The organism is Kitasatospora putterlickiae (genome assembly GCF_039527695.1).
Taxonomy (GTDB): domain Bacteria; phylum Actinomycetota; class Actinomycetes; order Streptomycetales; family Streptomycetaceae; genus Kitasatospora; species Kitasatospora putterlickiae.
This window is the reverse complement of sequence record NZ_BAAAKJ010000224.1, coordinates 21,394-35,969: the sequence shown is the minus strand read 5'-3', so window position 1 is coordinate 35,969 and position 14,576 is coordinate 21,394. Positions and strand designations below refer to the sequence as shown.

The window sequence follows — 14,576 nt, the reverse complement described above, 5'->3', positions numbered from 1 at the left end:
CCTCGGCGGGACGCTGTGGACCATGGACCTCACCGAGGAGCTGCGCCGCCGCACCGAAGCCGCCGCCACCCCCCGCCTCGCCGCCCGCCCCGGCACCCTGCTGCGCCGCACCGTCATCCGCCACACCTGGGACGAGGCCCGCCTGCTGCCCACCCCCGACCCGGCCACCACCCTCCTCCTCACCCCGGTCGCCGACTACCTCCTCGGCCCCGCCGACCGCACCGCCGCCCTCGCCGCCCTCCACCACTGGGACGCCGCTCAGTAGCCGATCTCCTCCGCCTCACCCAGGTCCTCCACCCGCACCGGCCGCAGCCCCTCGAACCACACACCCACCCCGAACGGCTCACACATCGGCAGACCCCCCTGCGCGAACCGCAGCATCCACCCGTCGACGTAGACGTTCACCTCGGGCGAGTCCAGCGCCGCCTCCTCCTCCGTCACCCCCGACTCCGCGCACACGAACCGCCGTCCCGCCGCCACCACCTCCTCCAGGCGCGCCAACACCTCCCCGAGCAGGCCGAGATCCACCGCCCCGACGTCCTGCCCCGCCTCCACCATGACGTTGACGCCCGCCCCCCACCGCTCCGGCTCCGCCACGCCCCACACCGCGAGCCCGTCCGGCCCGTCGCACACGTGCACCAGCGGTCCCAGGTGCTCCATCGTCCGCTCCCTCTCCTCGTTCCCGGCCGTCACTCGCTCAGGCCCACCCGGCCGGTGCGGCCGGACGCCCACATGGTGTGCTCGCGGGATATCGCGGCCTCCGCCTGGTCGACGAAGGCCGCCCAGGTCGCGGCGTCCGCCCCCTCGTCGGTGAGGGAGAGGATGTGCCGGATCTCCCGCGCGGTCAGGCTGTAGGCGGTGGCCTCGGTTTCGAGCCGCTGCGCCTGGGACCACGCGGTGATTCCCGCGACGCCCGCGCTCACCACGCCGAGCAGGTCGATGGAGAACACGTTATAGGCCTTCAGGACGCCCGCCACGACGCCGGTCATCTCCCCGACCAGCGCGGCACGCCGCCACAGGCGGGACTGCCGGTCGCGGAGCCTGGCCATGCGGGCGTACCACTCGACCTGCTCCGTGAGGCGGTTGTCCCGGTAGGCCGCGATCCGCTCGCCCAGACCGCCGGCCCGGCACCGTTCCATCGCCTCGTTGATGTCGAGGCCGGCCGACACGTCGACGATGTCGAGACCGAGGCTGATCTCGCGCAGCCGGGCGACGAAGAGCCGCCGGGCGGCGTCGGCGGGCATCGACTCGGGGAACGGTTCCCCGCACACCGCGTAGCGCCAGGCGAGCGTCTTGCAGGACTCGGCGGCCGCCCGGCACTCGTACCAGCGGCGTTCGTCGCGCTGCTCGACGATGTAGAGCCGGAGCAGGATGGACGCGATGAAGGCGAGCGCGGCGGCGAACCCCGCCCAGTCGATGCCCCGGCCGCCGGCCCGCAGGGTGATCACGCCGAACGCCGCCGCCAGGAAGAGGATCAGGAGGTTCAGGCGGAGCTGTCCGAAGTAGCGCCGCTTCGAGCGGATCGACGAGCTGTCGGCGTCCTGGAAGAAGGGCGGCAGGTGGTGCCAGGTGAACGCTTCGTGCGGAGGAGTGGCCATGGTGCTCCCCGGGTGTGATGAGCGGTCGATCCGCAAAACCCTAGCGGCGCGGCGCCGGTCACCCGGGCCTTACGCTGAAGTCGACCAGGATTCTCCGACGGGAGGCGGGCGGCATGACGGGCGATCGGGCCGAACTCGGGGTGATCGGCGGCTCCGGGCTGTACGCGCTGCTCGACGACGTGACCGAGGTGGCCGTCGGGACGCCGTACGGGCCGCCGAGCGACTCGGTGTTCATCGGGGAGGTCGGCGGCCGGCGGGTGGCGTTCCTGCCGAGGCACGGGCGGGCGCACGGGATCCCGCCGCACCGGATCAACTACCGGGCCAACCTCTGGGCGCTGCACGCGGTCGGGGTGCGCCAGGTGCTCGGCCCGTGCGCGGTGGGCGGGCTGCGGCCGGAGTACGGGCCGGGGACGCTGCTGGTGCCGGACCAGTTCGTGGACCGCACCGCCGCCCGCGCGCAGACCTTCTACGACGGCGTCCCGCTGCCGGACGGCTCCGTCCCGGGCGTGGTGCACGCGCCGATGGCCGACCCGTACTGCCCGGCCGGGCGCGCCGCCGTGCTGGACGCGGCGCGCGGGGCCGCCTGGGAGCCGGTGGACGGCGGCACGCTGGTGGTGATCGAGGGACCGCGCTTCTCCACCCGCGCCGAGTCGCGCTGGTTCACCGCGAACGGCTGGTCGACGGTCGGCATGACGGGTCACCCGGAGGCCGTGCTGGCCCGTGAACTCGGGCTCTGCTACACCTCGTTGAACCTGGTCACCGACCTGGACGCGGGCGTGGAGAGCGGCGCGGGCGTCACCCACGCGGAGGTCCTGGAGGTCTTCGGCCGCAACGTCGACCGGCTGCGCACCGTCCTGTTCAAGGCGCTGGAGGCGCTGCCGGCCACCCGCGCCTGCCCGTGCCGCCGGGCCCTCGACGGCTTCACCCCCGGCCTGCCCGGCGTGCCGGGGGAGTGACCCGTCAGTCGAGCAGCGCCCGCAGCCACCGCTCCTCGCGCCGCTCGATGTACCCGGTGTTCGCCAGCCAGGTGTCGCCGTGCCCCTCCCGCCACAGCCGCGCCCACGGCTGGACGCCGAGGCCGGCCCGCTCGCGCAGGAAGTCGTGCATGGCCCGGGTGCGCCGCCCCAGCAGCGGCACCAGCCGCCGCCGTTCGTCCTCGTCGAGCCCGTAGGCGTCGACGAGAANNNGCGCAGCCGCTCGGCGGCGTCGGCGCGCCCGACGGCGGGATCGGCGGCGAGCGGGACGAACCCGTGCGCGGCGTAGGCGAGGTCCCAGAGCCGGGAGCCGGGCGCGGCCGTGTCCCAGTCGATGAACGCCCAGCGGTCGGGTCCGTCGTCGATGACCAGGTTCCACGGCGCCAGGTCCTGGTGGGCGATGATCTCACCGGCCGCCGCCGTGTCGTCCCGCATCAGCACCTGCCACCGCGCGTCGGCCGGCGGCGTGAACCCCGCCACGGCGTCATGGAACTCCCTGATCAGCCGTGCCACCCGCGCCAGTCGGTCCACCGGCTCCAGCAGGGCGAACCGCTCGCCGTCCCCGACCATCCGGCCCGGCACGAAGCTCAGCACCTCCCGCCCCTGCTCGTCGAAGCCCAACGGCCGCGGCGCCGCCCGGAACCCCACCCCGTGCAGGTGCGTCAGCAACGCGTGCACGGCCGGCGTCCACGGCCCCACCGGCCGGCGCACCGTGTCCCCGATCCGGACGACGCCGGCGGTGGCGTTCCCGCCGGTCAACCGCTCCTCGACGCGCCCCTCTTGTTCGTCCACGCGCGGACCCTACCGGCCCCGCCCGGCCGGGCGCACCCGAAAAACCCGGTGGCGGCCGCGCTCCGCACGGACGATCATGTCCCGAATGAGCGACCAACCCGAACGCTGGACCGAGGCGACCGTCTACCCCGACATGTGGATGGACCCGGACGACGATCCGCGCGACAACGAGGGCCCGGCTCCGGACGGCGAACTGCCGACCCTGCGGGACGCGATCACCAACTACCGGCTCACCCTGCGCCTGAAGTGCCAGGGCCTGGACGCCGAGCAGCTGGCGCGCCGCTCGGTGCCGCCGTCGACGATGTCGCTGCTCGGACTGGTCCGCCACCTCGCCTCGGTGGAACGCGACTGGCACAACTGGATCACCGACGGCGAGCCGCTGCCCAAGCTGTACGGCGCGCGCGACGCCGACTTCGACGGGGCCGTCGCCGACCAGGCGGTGGTGGACGCCGCGTTCGCCGACCTGGAGCGCGAGCAGGCCGCCCTGGACGCCACCCTCGCCCGCCACGCCGACGACCTCGGCCGGCGCCTGGGCCGGGAACACCTCGCGGTGCGCGAGGTGCTGGTGCACATGATCGACGAGTACGCCCGCCACTGCGGCCACGCCGACCTGCTGCGCGAGTGCGTCGACGGGCGGGTCGGCCAGTAGGGCGGCCGCGGGCCGGACGACAGGAGCACCCATGACGATCACCCTCCGGCCGGGGAGCACCGTGATGTTCACCGGCGATTCGATCACCGACGGCGTGCGGCGGGAGAGCGAGGACGGCCTCGGGTTCGGCTACCCGTCGTTCGTCGTGGACCACTGGGGCCGCCGGCACCCCGACCGGCCGGTGACGTGGCTGAACACCGGGAACGCCGGTGACGGCGTGCGTGACCTCGAAGCCCGCTGGCGGACGGACGTGCTCGACGCGCGCCCGGACGTGGTGTCGGTCCTCGTCGGCGTCAACGACCTTGGCCTCCAGGCGCTGAACCCCGGCGGACACGCGACCCCCGTCGAGGAGTTCGAGGCGGGCTACGACCGCCTGCTCGCCCCGCTCGCCGAGGCGGGCACCGAGCTGATCCTCATCGAGCCGTTCCTCCTGCCGGTCCACGGCGTCGTGGAGGAACGAGCGCGGCGCGACGGCCTGGAACCGAGGATCCGGGCCGTCCGCGGGCTCTCCCGCCGGTACGGCGCGTCGCTGCTCGCCGCCGACGGCATGTTCGCCGAACTCGCCGCCGAGACCGCGCCGGAGCACTGGGCCGCGGACGGCGTGCACCCGACGTCGGCCGGCCACGCCGCCCTCGCGGCGGCCTGGCTGCGCCTGGTCGCCTGACCGCGGGCGCACGACCGGGGCCGCGCCCGATCCATCGGACGCGGCCCCGGCGAACTCCGCGGTGTCAGCGCACCGGCTGCGGCGCCGGCCGGGCCGCGCGGGCCTTGCGGGGCGCGGTGCCCGGGGTGGTCGCGGCCGCGCCGAGCGCCGTGCCACGGGTCTCCTCGGCCCAGAGCACGGAGACCAGCAGGCCGCACGCGGTGACGCCGGCGGCGATCAGCATGGTCGGGCCGGTGCCGATGCCGCTCAGCGACAGCGGCAGCAGATAGGTGCCGACGGCCGCGCCGATCCGGCTGACCGAGGTGGCCACGCCGACGGCGGTGGCCCGGATCTCGGTGGGGAACAGCTCGTTGGGGTAGGTCCAGTCGAGCACGTTCGGTCCGCCGCACAGGAAGGCGTACGCGCAGAGCGCCACGACCACGACGGCGGCCGGAGCGTCCGGGAAGAGGCCCAGCACGGCGAGCGGGACGATCATCAGCGCGAACGAGCGGATGATCACCGGGCGGCGGCCCCAGGTGTCGATCAGGCGCAGCGCGGGGTAGCAGCCGAGCAGGAAGACCAGGCTGATCAGGCCGGTGCCGAGGGTTTCGAGGACGGTGCCGCCCGGCATGCCGAAGGCCTCCAGGAGCTGCGGCCCGAAGGTGAGCATCGCGAACAGCGGGCCGACCTGGCAGAGGAAGAACAGTCCGCAGAAGAGCGTCCGCCGCCGGTAGGGCGGGGTCATCAGCAGCCGCAGTCCGGTCGGGGCGCCGGGGGCGGTGGGCTCGGGCATCAGCTCGCGGCCGTCGACCTTGACCCCGAGGTGCTTCTCGACCAGGCGCACGGCGTCGCCGACCCGCCCGTTGGCGGCCAGCCAGCGCGGCGACTCGGGCGAGCCGCGGCGGATCACCAGGAACACCACGCACAGCACGGTGGAGCTGCCGAGCATCCAGCGCCAGCTGCCGGGGCCGCCGAAGGTCAGGAAGAGGTAGCCGGTCAGGTAGGCGAGCACGGCGCCGGCGTACCAGGCGATGATCTGCTGACCGAGCAGCCGCCCGCGGTGCTTGGCGGGCAGCCACTCGGCGAGCAGGGACGTCGCGATGGGGTAGTCGGCGGCCACCGCCATGCCGAGGACGAAGCGCAGCAGGGTGAGCGCCCAGACCGCGTCGACCCAGAAGGACAGCACCGAGCAGACGATCATCACGATCAGGTCGGCGGTGTACATCACCTCCCGCCCGATCTTGTCGGTCAGCACGCCGAAGAGCGCTCCGCCGACGAACATGCCGACCAGCGCGGCGGCGCCGATCAGGCTGACGTCGGCGGTGGAGAGCCCCAGTTCGGGGCGCATGCCGATGAGGGCGACGCCCACGATGCTCAGGATGTAGCCGTCGAGCAGCGGTCCACCGGAACAGGCGAGCGCGAGCCTGCGGTGGAAGGCGGTATACGGGGCGTTGTCGATAGTGCGGGACATTCGTTCGGGTCCTCCGGAGCACACCGGGTGCTGTCGCACCCGTGCGCCGCGTAGACGATCGTGGCCGGCCCACCGCGATCGGAGGGCCGTTCGCCCGGTGTCCACCAGGCGACCGTCCAGGGTTGCCCGGCTCCGGAGGGTGTTCCCCGGGGGCGAAGGTCAGTGGAAAACAGGGCATAGGTCCCGAATCGGACGGGCCCTCGGCCTGTACCCCGAGGCCTTCCGCCCCGCAATACCGGGCCCCACGCGGCCCGCAGCCCCTCCCACGGCGCCAGGTGTGACGCTCGGCACCCCATGGGCCCCCGAGTGCGCCGTACGGCCCCGGTCGCGGAGACCTACCGCTGCTTCGGCTCGATGAGCGTTCCGAGTGCTTCCGAATCGGGGATGTCAGGTCGTGAGAACACGCGAGGCGCGGCGGGCGAGGTCGGCGGCGCCGGGGATCCCGCGTCGGGCGTAGGCGGCGAGGGCGGAGCGCATGGTGTGCATGTCGTGGCGGTTGCGTTTGGAGTCGAGGCCGTCCATGAGGTCCAGGCTCTTGGACCAGAGGGCGACGGCTTCTTCGGCCCGGTGTTGGGCGGCGACGGACTTGGCGATGTTGGCGAGCGTGGTGGCGCGCATGCGGTGGTAGGTGCGGGGGATGCGGTTGCGCAGGGCGGTGCGGTAGTGGCGTTCGGCGGCGGTGTGGTCGTTCATGGCGGTGAGGGTGCGGCCGGTGTGGGAGGCGAGGGTGGCCGCGGGCGGGCCGGCCGCGGCGGCGTAGGCGGGGACCGGGTCGTCGGCGGCGAGCAGGGCGTCCTCGGCGGCGAGGATCAGTTCGGCGGCGCGCGGGCCGTTGCCGGTGGCGCCGTGGGCGCGGGCGGCGGTCACCAGCAGCAGGGCCTCGGTGCGCCGGTCGGTCTTGCCCCGGGCGCGGACGAGGGCCGCTTCGGCGAGGTCGACGCAGCCGCGGGTGTGGCCGAGGTCGAGGGCCTGGTGGGCGAGGGCGCGCATGGCCCAGGCGGCATGGCCGGCCGGGTCGGCCTCGCAGGCGAGTTGGTGGGCGAGCAGATAGACCTGTTGAGCGGCGCCTTCGCGGCCGGTGTCGTGGAGTTTCCAGCCGATCAGGTTGGCCAGTTCGGAGGCGGCTCCGAAGGCGGCGGCGCGGACATCGGCGGTGGCGAAGGTGCCCTTGAGCATCGGGGTGACGACATCGGTCAGGTAGGAGGTGACGGCGACGAGCCCGTGGCCGCCGCCGAGGCGTTCGTCGGTGGCGCGGAACATCTCGGTGAACTGCCGGACGGTGACGACCTCGTGGGCTCCGACGCGGCGGCCTGCGGTCAGGGAGCGCAGCAGGGCCGAGGCGGCCCCGTGGTCGTAGGTGAGAGGCAGGTCGACGGCGGCGGTGGAGAAGGTGAGGGCGAGCAGGTCGCGGCGGCGGAGCATGATGAGCCTCCCGAGGTCGGCCGCGGTGGCCAAGGGGTCGTGGGCCATCGATCCGTGGGACGGCGCGCCCTCGGCGGGGTCGTGGCCCAGACCGATCTCGGCAACGGTGACGGTGCGGTTGAGTTTCCGGCTGAGGGCTTCGGCGATGTAGGCCGGGGTGCGACCGGCCGGCGCGGCGCCGGCGGCGACCCACTGGTGCACCGCGGCCTTGGAGGTGCGGAGCGAGCCACCGGTTTCGGCCGCGATGGCCCGGACCGCCTTGGCGAGGGCTTCGTACGTGCACCCCGCTTCGGCGATGACGGCCGCGAGGCGCCGGTTGGGTTCCCTGTGGTGGGTCAACTCGGCCTCCCTGCCGCAGCCTTCGAAACGATCATGAACGGGATTGACCGGATGGGCGGGGGAAACCGTACCGCCGGCCGACGCCCTGGCGGTTCACTGGATCCACCACCCAGTCCCACCCAAGAGGAGGCTACCGCCTCATGATTGACATGCCATCAGTCACTTCTGCGGGGGAGCTTGGAGAGCGTCACCGTGCTGGTGGCCGTCGGTGGCGGCCTGCTCGGCTGGCGACCGGCGGTCGCGCTCGCCGACCGTATCGACCGCTTCGCGGTCTGGCTCAAGGCCACCCCGGACGCCGAACCGGACCGGTTCACCAGCCCTGTCCCGGCCGTTCCGGCCGCGTGAACGCGAAAGGACGTACTCCGATGCGCATCGTGCTGCTCGGCGGCGCCGGCTACCTCGGCTCCGTCGCCTCCCACCACCTCGTCTCGCTCGGCCACCATGTCATCGTGGTCGACGGGCTGGTCTACCGGCGCGGTGACGACCCCGCCGACCTGTTGCCCGCCGCGGCCCGCTTTGTCCCCGGGGACCTGCGTGACCGCGGCTTGCTGACCCGGGTCGCCGATGGCGCGGACGTCGTGGTGCACCTGGGCGGGATCGTCGGCGAGCCCGCCGGCCGCGTCGACGAGCGCCTGACGGTCGAGCTGAACTACGCCTCTCCCATGATCGCCGCCGAGGCGGCCACCGCCGCCGGAGTCGGGCACTTCGTGTTCTTCTCCTCGTGCAGTGTCTACGGCATGCACGAGGGCACCGTGGACGAGGAGACCGAGCCGAGCCCGCTGGGCGTCTACGCGCGCACCAAGGCCCTCGCCGAGCGCAGGCTGCCGGACGTCCTCGGCGGCGGCACCGCGCTGACGTGCCTGCGGCTGGCCACCGTCCACGGTGTCTCCCCGCGTCAGCGGCTGGACTCGGTGGTCAACGCGATGGCCTCCAGGGCCGCCTCCACGGGCCGCATCCCGGTCAACGGCGGCTCCCAGCGCCGCCCGCTGGTGCACGTCGGCGATGTCGCCCGCGTCCTGGCCGGTGTCACCGAACAGCGCCTCAGCGGCGCCTGGAACGTAGGCGCCGACGGCGAGAACTTCACCATCCAGGACATCGCCGAAACGGTGGCCGCAGTGGTGCCGGGCGCGGTGATCGACCGGGGGCCGGAGCGCGACGAGGCCGACGCCCGCGACTACCGCACCTCCTTCGCCCGTCTGGAGCGGGTGCTGCCCGGCGTCTGCTCCACCACCTTGAAGGACGGCGTGCGGGAGATCGCTGACCTGGTGCTCACCGGCCGGGTCACCGACCCGGCCCTTCCCCAGTACGACAACCACCGTGGCCTGATCGCCGCGGTCACCGCCGGCGCGCTCGGCCGGTGGGGCGGGGCGGACTGCGCGCGCTTCACGGCCGAGTACGACGCGGCCTGGAGCACCCGGTGAGCGCCGTGGCGGACCGGCCGCCGTTCCTTCCGTGGAACCGGCCCGCGATCGGCCCGGAGGAGGAGCAGGAGGTGCTGGACACGCTGCGCTCCGGGTGGCTGACCGCCGGCCCGAAGGCCGTCCGGTTCGAGCAGGCCGCTCGCGACGATCTCGGGGTGGAGGACGCCTTCGCGGTCTCGTCCTGCACCGCCGCGCTGCATCTGGCGCTCCTGGCCGCCGGCATCGGCCCCGGGGACGAGGTGATCACACCGAGCTTCACGTTCTGCGCCGTGCCGAACACCGTTCTGCAGGTCGGCGCCGCCCCGGTGTTCGCCGACATCGAACCGACCGGCTTGAACCTGGACCCGGTGAAGGCTGCCGAGGCCATCACGGGCCGGACCCGGGCGATCATGGTGATGCACTACGGCGGCCGGCCGTGCGACCTCGCCGCGTTCCGGAAGCTCGCCGACGACCACGGCCTGCTGCTGATCGAGGACGCCGCCCACGCCCTGCACGCCTGGCGTGACGGTGTCCGGGCGGGCTCCGTCGGTGACCTGGCGGTGTTCGCGTTCTATGCCAACAAGGTCATCACCACCGGCGAGGGCGGCATGCTGGTCGGGCGCGACGACCTCGTCCAGCGGGCGCGGCTGCTCGGCCGGCACGGCATCGACAGTTCGGTCTGGCAGCGGCACGGCACCCGTAGCACCGCCGCCTACGAGGTCACCGTGCCCGGGTTGAAGTACACGATGCCCGACATCACCGCCGCGGTCGGCCTCCAGCAGTGGTACAAGCTGCCCGCCTTCACCGAGGCCCGTGCCCGGATCGCCGCCGTCTACGACCGCGAGCTGGCAGGCCTGCCGGGCCTGCACCTGCCGGCGGTCGAGGCCGGCGTCGAGCACGGCCGCTTCCTCTACCCCGTCCTGATCGACCCGGCCCCCGCTCGCTCCCGGGACTCGGTGGCCGAGGCGCTACGAGAGGTGCACGGGATCGGCACGAGCGTGCACTTCCAGCCGGTACACCGCCTCGCCGCGTACCGGCACGTGCAGTGCCACCTGCCGGTGACCGAGCACGCCGCCGCCCGGCAGCTGTCCCTGCCCTGTTACCCGGCGATGACCGCCGACGACGTCCAACGCGTCCTCGGCGCCCTGCATACCGTCTGGTTCTGACCCGGCGCCGGGGCCGGTCGTCAGAACACCGGCGGCCGCCCCAGCCGGGCCATGCGGCGCACCGTGCTCCACCGCATCGGCCGCCTGGGCGGGCACGGCACCCGAACGCCCTCGAAGAACCCGCCCCACCACGCCTTCAGCCCGTCCATCGGGGGGCGGCACAGCAGGGTGTAGGCGGTCCAGGAGGTGAGGTAGACGGGGACGAGCGGGGCGGGCAGGTGGCGTTTGGCGAGCCAGACGCGGTTGCGGGCGGTCATGCGGTAGTAGGCGGCGTGGCGGGCCGGATTGGTGCGGGGGTGCTGGAGGACCAGGTCCGCCCGGTAGTCGATGCCCCAGCCGGCGTCGAGGGCGCGCCAGGCGAAGTCGGTCTCCTCGTGCGCGTAGAAGAACGGCGCGGGGAACAGGCCGACCTGGTCGATGACGCTCATGCGGATGGCGTGGCCGCCGCCGAGGAAGGTGGTGACCGGGCCGGACTGCATCGGGTCGGACTTGCCGAGGCGGGGGACGTGGCGGCGCTGGGTGAACCCCGTCTCGTCCGCGATCCGGAAGGAAACGATCCCCAGGCGCGGGTCCTGCTCGAACGCCTCGCGGATAAGGCGGAAGGTGTCCGTCCTGGGAAGCAGGCCGTCGTCGTCCAGCACCACCAGCACGTCGGTGCCGCCGAGTTCACGCAACCGCTCGACGCCGGCGTTCCGCCCGCCCGGGATGCCCAGGTTCTCCGGCAGCTCGACCGCGTCCACCCAGCCGGGCAGTTCGGGCAGCTCGACGCCCTGGCCGAGCACCACTGTCCGCACCCCGTTGTCGCCGCCCTCCTGGGCCTCGACGGAGTCCAGCAGCGCGCGCAGCTCCGCCGGCCGATTGCCCATCGTCAGCACCACCACGCCCAGCGTGACGCCCATCGAACCGACTCCACTTCCAGGGAAACCTCATGACCACATCGACACCCCGACCCGAGCCGGGCCGGACGCTGCGGGAACTGGCCGAGGCCGGGCGGCTTGCGAACCACCAGCTGATGGACCGGCCGACACTGGACCGGATCGCCCGCAACCGGCCCGCAGGCGCGCGTGTCCCGGCCAGCCTGCCACACCCCCCGGCCCCGCTGATACCAGATGCCACCTGGTTCGCCCGCACGGAGACGGCGTCCTCGATCCACGGCGTCCTGCACGGCGCCCGCGTGGCCGCCCTCCTGCAACTGCTCGCCCACCACCACCGCATCGATCCAGCCCGTGCACGGACACTGGCCGCCGCCGCGGCCTGCCACGACTGCCGGCGCCTGGACGACTGCGCCGACCCCGGGCACGGCCGGCGCGCCGCCGACTGGCTGACCGCTCACGGCCACCTGGTGACCGCCGCCCTCGGTACGCCGTTTGCCCCGGAGGCGATCACCGCCGTCGCTCTCCACGACGTCCCCCACGAGGCCTTCACCGGCGCCGAGGCCGAGGCCTACCGGCGGCACCGCCTCGCGGTGGACCTCCTCAAGGCCGCCGACGCCCTCGACCGCTACCGCCTGCCCCTCGCCCGCTGGTGGCCCGACCTCCGCCGCCTGCGACTGCCGGTGCCCGACTGGGCGCCTCCGCTCGCCCACGACCTGGTGGTGCGCAGCGAGCGGGCCCGGCTCAACGGCGCCACCGACGCCCGCGCGATCGAACTCGCCCTCCACACCGTCCTGCCCGAGTAGGAGAGGAAACCGATGGACCCCGCCTGGGATCACGCCCACACCACCGCAGCGTCCGCCCGCCCCGTGCCTGGCGGCCTCGCCGACACGGACGCCGACTGGCGACGGCGCCTCGAACAGACCCCCAACGGTCACCTGCTGCGCGACAACGCCATGCTCCGCTCCCTCGCCTCCGGCACGCCGGTCCACCTGCTGCACCTGACCCGATCCCTGGACGCCATCCGCTCCAGCGGCCAACTCCTCGCCTCCACCGGATGCCTGGTCGGCGCCGTCTACGGCTCCCCCCTCACCCCGGAACCCGGGGGAGCACTGCGCCCGCACAACCTCGGCGCCCACCTGCTGGCGAGCCGCGACACGCTCGACAGCCGCCGTGGCAGCACGCCCCTGGTCATCGAGATTGCCCCGGACGGCCCGAAGCCCGCCGCCGGCCTCGACTACCTGCGCCTGGGCCCCGTCCATCTGCGGACCTACGAGGCGCACCGGCACGCCCTGACCCCGGCCGAGCACGAGCACGTCATGGGCTCGGTCACCGACCGGGTGCATGTCGCCGCTCCGTTCCTCGACACCCTCCTGCACAACGCCTGCGGCCGACCGAGCCCTGACCGGCCGTTCGTCGACGCCCTCGCCGTAGCGATCCTCGCTGTCCCCTACCTCGGGTACCTGTACTTCGAGACCGTCGCCGAGTACCTGATGCTCTACTCCACCGGCCCGGCGACGAAGAAGCTCGCAGCCCGAGGGGAGATGAACAACCACCTCTACAAGGATCTGGCGTTCAGCGCCGCCAGCGGCATGGACACCCTGTTCGACCTCGGCCGCTTCCACCCCGGTCACGGACGGCTGTTGGACCTCCTCGGCCGGATCGAACCCGCGCTCGCCCCCGGGGCCGCCGCCTACGTTCGCCGGCGCCTGTCCCACACCTTCGCCGCCACCTGCCTTGCCCCCGGCCAGGACGCTACGACCGCGACGTTCCGCCAGGCCGATCCGAACAAGCTGGCCACCATGGCCCCCGGGCTGCTCGGCCAGCTGCTGTTCCGCGAAGTCAGGCTCCTCGACCGTTACCCGCAGCTCTACCACGTCTTCGAGCGGGCCAAAGCGATGGAGGCATGGGCGTACTGGAACGCCCGGGGCATCGTGACGCCGTTCAACGACACCTGCGGCCCCAAGGGAGAAGTCGGCCTCAACCCCGCCGTCCCCCGGGCCCGCGTCACGGTCTGGACGGCCGCAACCTGCGAGCGGGGCCTCCTGCACCCGCTCGAACAGGTCGACGCCGCGCCGGCCCCACGGCTCGTGCCGTGGCTGGTCGCCGGGCAGAGGCCGAAAGTGTTCGGGAGGGGGCCGGGACCTACAGGAATCCGTACGAACAATCCAATTCTTCCGAGTGGCCACCCGAACCTGCCCGTGCTCTCCTGATGGAGGCACGCCCACGGGTGTTCGCCCTCCCGTCACGGGTGCCCCGAGAACAAGGAGGAACGGATGACCGAAACGACCGGAAACGCGCCGAAGGACTGCCCGGACGGCCTGGTCTGCTTCTACGAGGATCCCGAGTACACGAAATTGGTCCGGGCGGAGAAGCCCGTGGTCGGAAATTGCGTGACGCTCTCGGCGTTCACGTCGGTCTTCAACCACTCCAAGGAGACGATCACCGTCTTCGACAGCGACAAGGGCTGTTGGGGTGACGAGAAGACGGTCAACGCGAACAGCGGGGTTTCGAAGCTCTCGTTCAAGTCCTACTCCTACAAGGTTCAGGACGACTGACGGCCATGAACACCTGGGACGTTCCCGTCATGCCGTACGTGGACATGACGGCGGGCCGGGGCGGCAACACCCTGAGCGACTACGCCAAGAACACCGGAATCACCGGCTTCGCCCTGGCGTTCGTCGGCGTGAAGGAGGGGACCACCAGGTTCACCTGGGGAGGATTCGATTCCTACCCGGCACCCGGCTGGTTCGGGTCGGAGATCGATGAATTCCGGAAGAGCCACGGCGGGGTCCCGGTCATCGGCTTCGGCGGTGGCGACAAGATCCTCCCCGAGCACAGCATCACCAACGACCCGGCGGCCCTGCTCAAGGGGTACCAGGAGGTCATCGACAAGTACCAGGTCCGGCACATCGACTTCGACATCGAGGCCAATGTCAGTTCCGGTGATCTGCGGAAGCGCAATGCCGCCCTGGTGGCCGACCTGCTGAAGAAGTACACGGATCTGCGCGTTTCCTACAGCCTGGAGATCAACGCCCGGGGTGATGACATCGGGCTCAAGAAATTCGGACTCAATCTCCTCGGGGACCTCCAGAAGGCGGGAATCGTCCCCGCCCTGGTGAACCTGCTGATCGAGTACCTTCCGGACCCGCAGTGGGATTCGGCGAGGAACACCCTGGAAGCGGTCCACAAGCAACTGGTCGACATCTTCAAGATCGGTTCCGACGAGGCGTGGCGGCGCCTCGGCGCC

16 protein-coding genes and 2 pseudogenes are annotated in these 14,576 nt (G+C 72.7%); 11 read left to right on the top strand and 7 right to left on the bottom strand.

Annotation, left to right across the window (positions count from 1 at the left end):
* Positions 1-265, top strand: a pseudogene (locus tag ABD308_RS22515) (hypothetical protein); the annotation flags it as partial.
* On the opposite strand, the gene ABD308_RS22510 reads toward ABD308_RS22515, so the two are convergent.
* Positions 259-660: a hypothetical protein gene (locus ABD308_RS22510; protein ID WP_344337988.1), complete on the bottom strand. Its 402-nt coding sequence runs from the start codon at positions 658-660 to the stop codon at positions 259-261. The pseudogene ABD308_RS22515 and the gene ABD308_RS22510 overlap by 7 nt on opposite strands.
* A gap of 29 nt (positions 661-689) precedes the next feature.
* Positions 690-1,598 carry a DUF4231 domain-containing protein gene (locus ABD308_RS22505; RefSeq protein ID WP_344337986.1) on the bottom strand — a complete coding sequence of 303 codons (909 nt, stop codon included), beginning with the start codon at positions 1,596-1,598 and terminating at the stop codon, positions 690-692.
* Between the two features lie 113 nt (positions 1,599-1,711).
* Here ABD308_RS22505 and ABD308_RS22500 point away from each other — a divergent pair, with 113 nt between their 5' ends.
* Positions 1,712-2,554, top strand: coding sequence for an S-methyl-5'-thioadenosine phosphorylase (locus tag ABD308_RS22500; RefSeq protein ID WP_344337984.1), 843 nt, complete (start codon positions 1,712-1,714; stop codon positions 2,552-2,554).
* 4 nt (positions 2,555-2,558) lie between these two features.
* Here ABD308_RS22500 and ABD308_RS22495 read toward each other — a convergent pair whose 3' ends face one another.
* Together ABD308_RS22495 and ABD308_RS22490 are read right to left on the bottom strand one after the other, a co-directional pair.
* The gene (locus ABD308_RS22495; protein WP_344337983.1) at positions 2,559-2,735 is read right to left on the bottom strand and encodes a hypothetical protein; all 177 of its coding nucleotides are present in this window, start codon (positions 2,733-2,735) and stop codon (positions 2,559-2,561) included.
* A 119-nt stretch (positions 2,736-2,854) separates the two neighbouring features.
* Positions 2,855-3,007 (bottom strand): annotated as a pseudogene (locus tag ABD308_RS22490) (phosphotransferase); the annotation flags it as partial.
* 433 nt (positions 3,008-3,440) lie between these two features.
* On the opposite strand from ABD308_RS22490, the gene ABD308_RS22485 reads away from it, so the two are divergent.
* On the top strand, positions 3,441-4,013 hold the full coding sequence (locus ABD308_RS22485; protein WP_344337981.1) for a DinB family protein: 573 nt from the start codon (positions 3,441-3,443) through the stop codon (positions 4,011-4,013).
* 31 nt (positions 4,014-4,044) lie between these two features.
* Positions 4,045-4,677: a GDSL-type esterase/lipase family protein gene (locus ABD308_RS22480; protein WP_344337980.1), complete on the top strand. Its 633-nt coding sequence runs from the start codon at positions 4,045-4,047 to the stop codon at positions 4,675-4,677.
* A 64-nt stretch (positions 4,678-4,741) separates the two neighbouring features.
* On the opposite strand, the gene ABD308_RS22475 is transcribed toward ABD308_RS22480, so the two are convergent.
* Both ABD308_RS22475 and ABD308_RS22470 read right to left on the bottom strand, forming a co-directional pair.
* Positions 4,742-6,127 (bottom strand): MFS transporter, encoded by a 1,386-nt coding sequence (locus ABD308_RS22475; RefSeq protein WP_344337978.1) that lies wholly within the window; start codon positions 6,125-6,127, stop codon positions 4,742-4,744.
* Between the two features lie 387 nt (positions 6,128-6,514).
* A complete protein-coding gene (locus ABD308_RS22470; RefSeq protein ID WP_344337976.1) occupies positions 6,515-7,888 on the bottom strand; it encodes an NsdA family TPR-like regulatory protein in 1,374 nt (457 codons plus the stop codon).
* Between the two features lie 177 nt (positions 7,889-8,065).
* Between ABD308_RS22470 and ABD308_RS22465 the strand changes: the two genes are divergently transcribed.
* Genes ABD308_RS22465 through ABD308_RS22455 form a run of 3 tightly spaced genes read left to right on the top strand, consistent with a single transcriptional unit; the run spans position 8,066 to position 10,454 of the window.
* Positions 8,066-8,233 (top strand): hypothetical protein, encoded by a 168-nt coding sequence (locus ABD308_RS22465; protein ID WP_344337974.1) that lies wholly within the window; start codon positions 8,066-8,068, stop codon positions 8,231-8,233.
* 20 nt (positions 8,234-8,253) lie between these two features.
* On the top strand, positions 8,254-9,309 hold the full coding sequence (locus ABD308_RS22460; protein WP_344337972.1) for an NAD-dependent epimerase/dehydratase family protein: 1,056 nt from the start codon (positions 8,254-8,256) through the stop codon (positions 9,307-9,309).
* Positions 9,306-10,454: a DegT/DnrJ/EryC1/StrS family aminotransferase gene (locus ABD308_RS22455; protein WP_344337970.1), complete on the top strand. Its 1,149-nt coding sequence runs from the start codon at positions 9,306-9,308 to the stop codon at positions 10,452-10,454. Before ABD308_RS22460 ends, ABD308_RS22455 begins: the two co-directional genes overlap by 4 nt.
* 20 nt (positions 10,455-10,474) lie before the next feature.
* On the opposite strand, the gene ABD308_RS22450 is transcribed toward ABD308_RS22455, so the two are convergent.
* Complete coding sequence (locus ABD308_RS22450) at positions 10,475-11,353, bottom strand: glycosyltransferase family 2 protein (protein WP_344337968.1); 879 nt, start codon at positions 11,351-11,353, stop codon at positions 10,475-10,477.
* A 29-nt stretch (positions 11,354-11,382) separates the two neighbouring features.
* Between ABD308_RS22450 and ABD308_RS22445 the strand changes: the two genes are divergently transcribed.
* The 4 genes from ABD308_RS22445 to ABD308_RS22430 form a co-directional block, all read left to right on the top strand.
* Positions 11,383-12,132 (top strand): hypothetical protein, encoded by a 750-nt coding sequence (locus ABD308_RS22445; RefSeq protein WP_344337966.1) that lies wholly within the window; start codon positions 11,383-11,385, stop codon positions 12,130-12,132.
* Between the two features lie 12 nt (positions 12,133-12,144).
* The gene (locus tag ABD308_RS22440; protein WP_344337964.1) at positions 12,145-13,539 is read left to right on the top strand and encodes a hypothetical protein; all 1,395 of its coding nucleotides are present in this window, start codon (positions 12,145-12,147) and stop codon (positions 13,537-13,539) included.
* Positions 13,540-13,602: 63 nt separating this feature from the next.
* Positions 13,603-13,884 carry a peptidase inhibitor family I36 protein gene (locus tag ABD308_RS22435; protein ID WP_344337963.1) on the top strand — a complete coding sequence of 94 codons (282 nt, stop codon included), beginning with the start codon at positions 13,603-13,605 and terminating at the stop codon, positions 13,882-13,884.
* A 38-nt stretch (positions 13,885-13,922) separates the two neighbouring features.
* On the top strand, positions 13,923-14,576 hold a 654-nt coding region (locus tag ABD308_RS22430), incomplete at its 3' end, for a glycoside hydrolase family 18 protein (protein ID WP_344337961.1).

Bases quoted from the DNA above. Each gene is read 5' to 3' on its own strand.
- ABD308_RS22510 (WP_344337988.1), bottom strand. From the start codon at position 660: ATGGAGCACCTGGGACCGCTGGTGCACGTGTGCGACGGGCCGGACGGG.
- ABD308_RS22505 (WP_344337986.1), bottom strand. From the start codon at position 1,598: ATGGCCACTCCTCCGCACGAAGCGTTCACCTGGCACCACCTGCCGCCC.
- ABD308_RS22500 (WP_344337984.1), top strand. From the start codon at position 1,712: ATGACGGGCGATCGGGCCGAACTCGGGGTGATCGGCGGCTCCGGGCTG.
- ABD308_RS22485 (WP_344337981.1), top strand. From the start codon at position 3,441: ATGTCCCGAATGAGCGACCAACCCGAACGCTGGACCGAGGCGACCGTC.
- ABD308_RS22480 (WP_344337980.1), top strand. From the start codon at position 4,045: ATGACGATCACCCTCCGGCCGGGGAGCACCGTGATGTTCACCGGCGAT.
- ABD308_RS22475 (WP_344337978.1), bottom strand. From the start codon at position 6,127: ATGTCCCGCACTATCGACAACGCCCCGTATACCGCCTTCCACCGCAGG.
- ABD308_RS22460 (WP_344337972.1), top strand. From the start codon at position 8,254: ATGCGCATCGTGCTGCTCGGCGGCGCCGGCTACCTCGGCTCCGTCGCC.
- ABD308_RS22450 (WP_344337968.1), bottom strand. From the start codon at position 11,353: ATGGGCGTCACGCTGGGCGTGGTGGTGCTGACGATGGGCAATCGGCCG.
- ABD308_RS22445 (WP_344337966.1), top strand. From the start codon at position 11,383: ATGACCACATCGACACCCCGACCCGAGCCGGGCCGGACGCTGCGGGAA.
- ABD308_RS22440 (WP_344337964.1), top strand. From the start codon at position 12,145: ATGGACCCCGCCTGGGATCACGCCCACACCACCGCAGCGTCCGCCCGC.
- ABD308_RS22435 (WP_344337963.1), top strand. From the start codon at position 13,603: ATGACCGAAACGACCGGAAACGCGCCGAAGGACTGCCCGGACGGCCTG.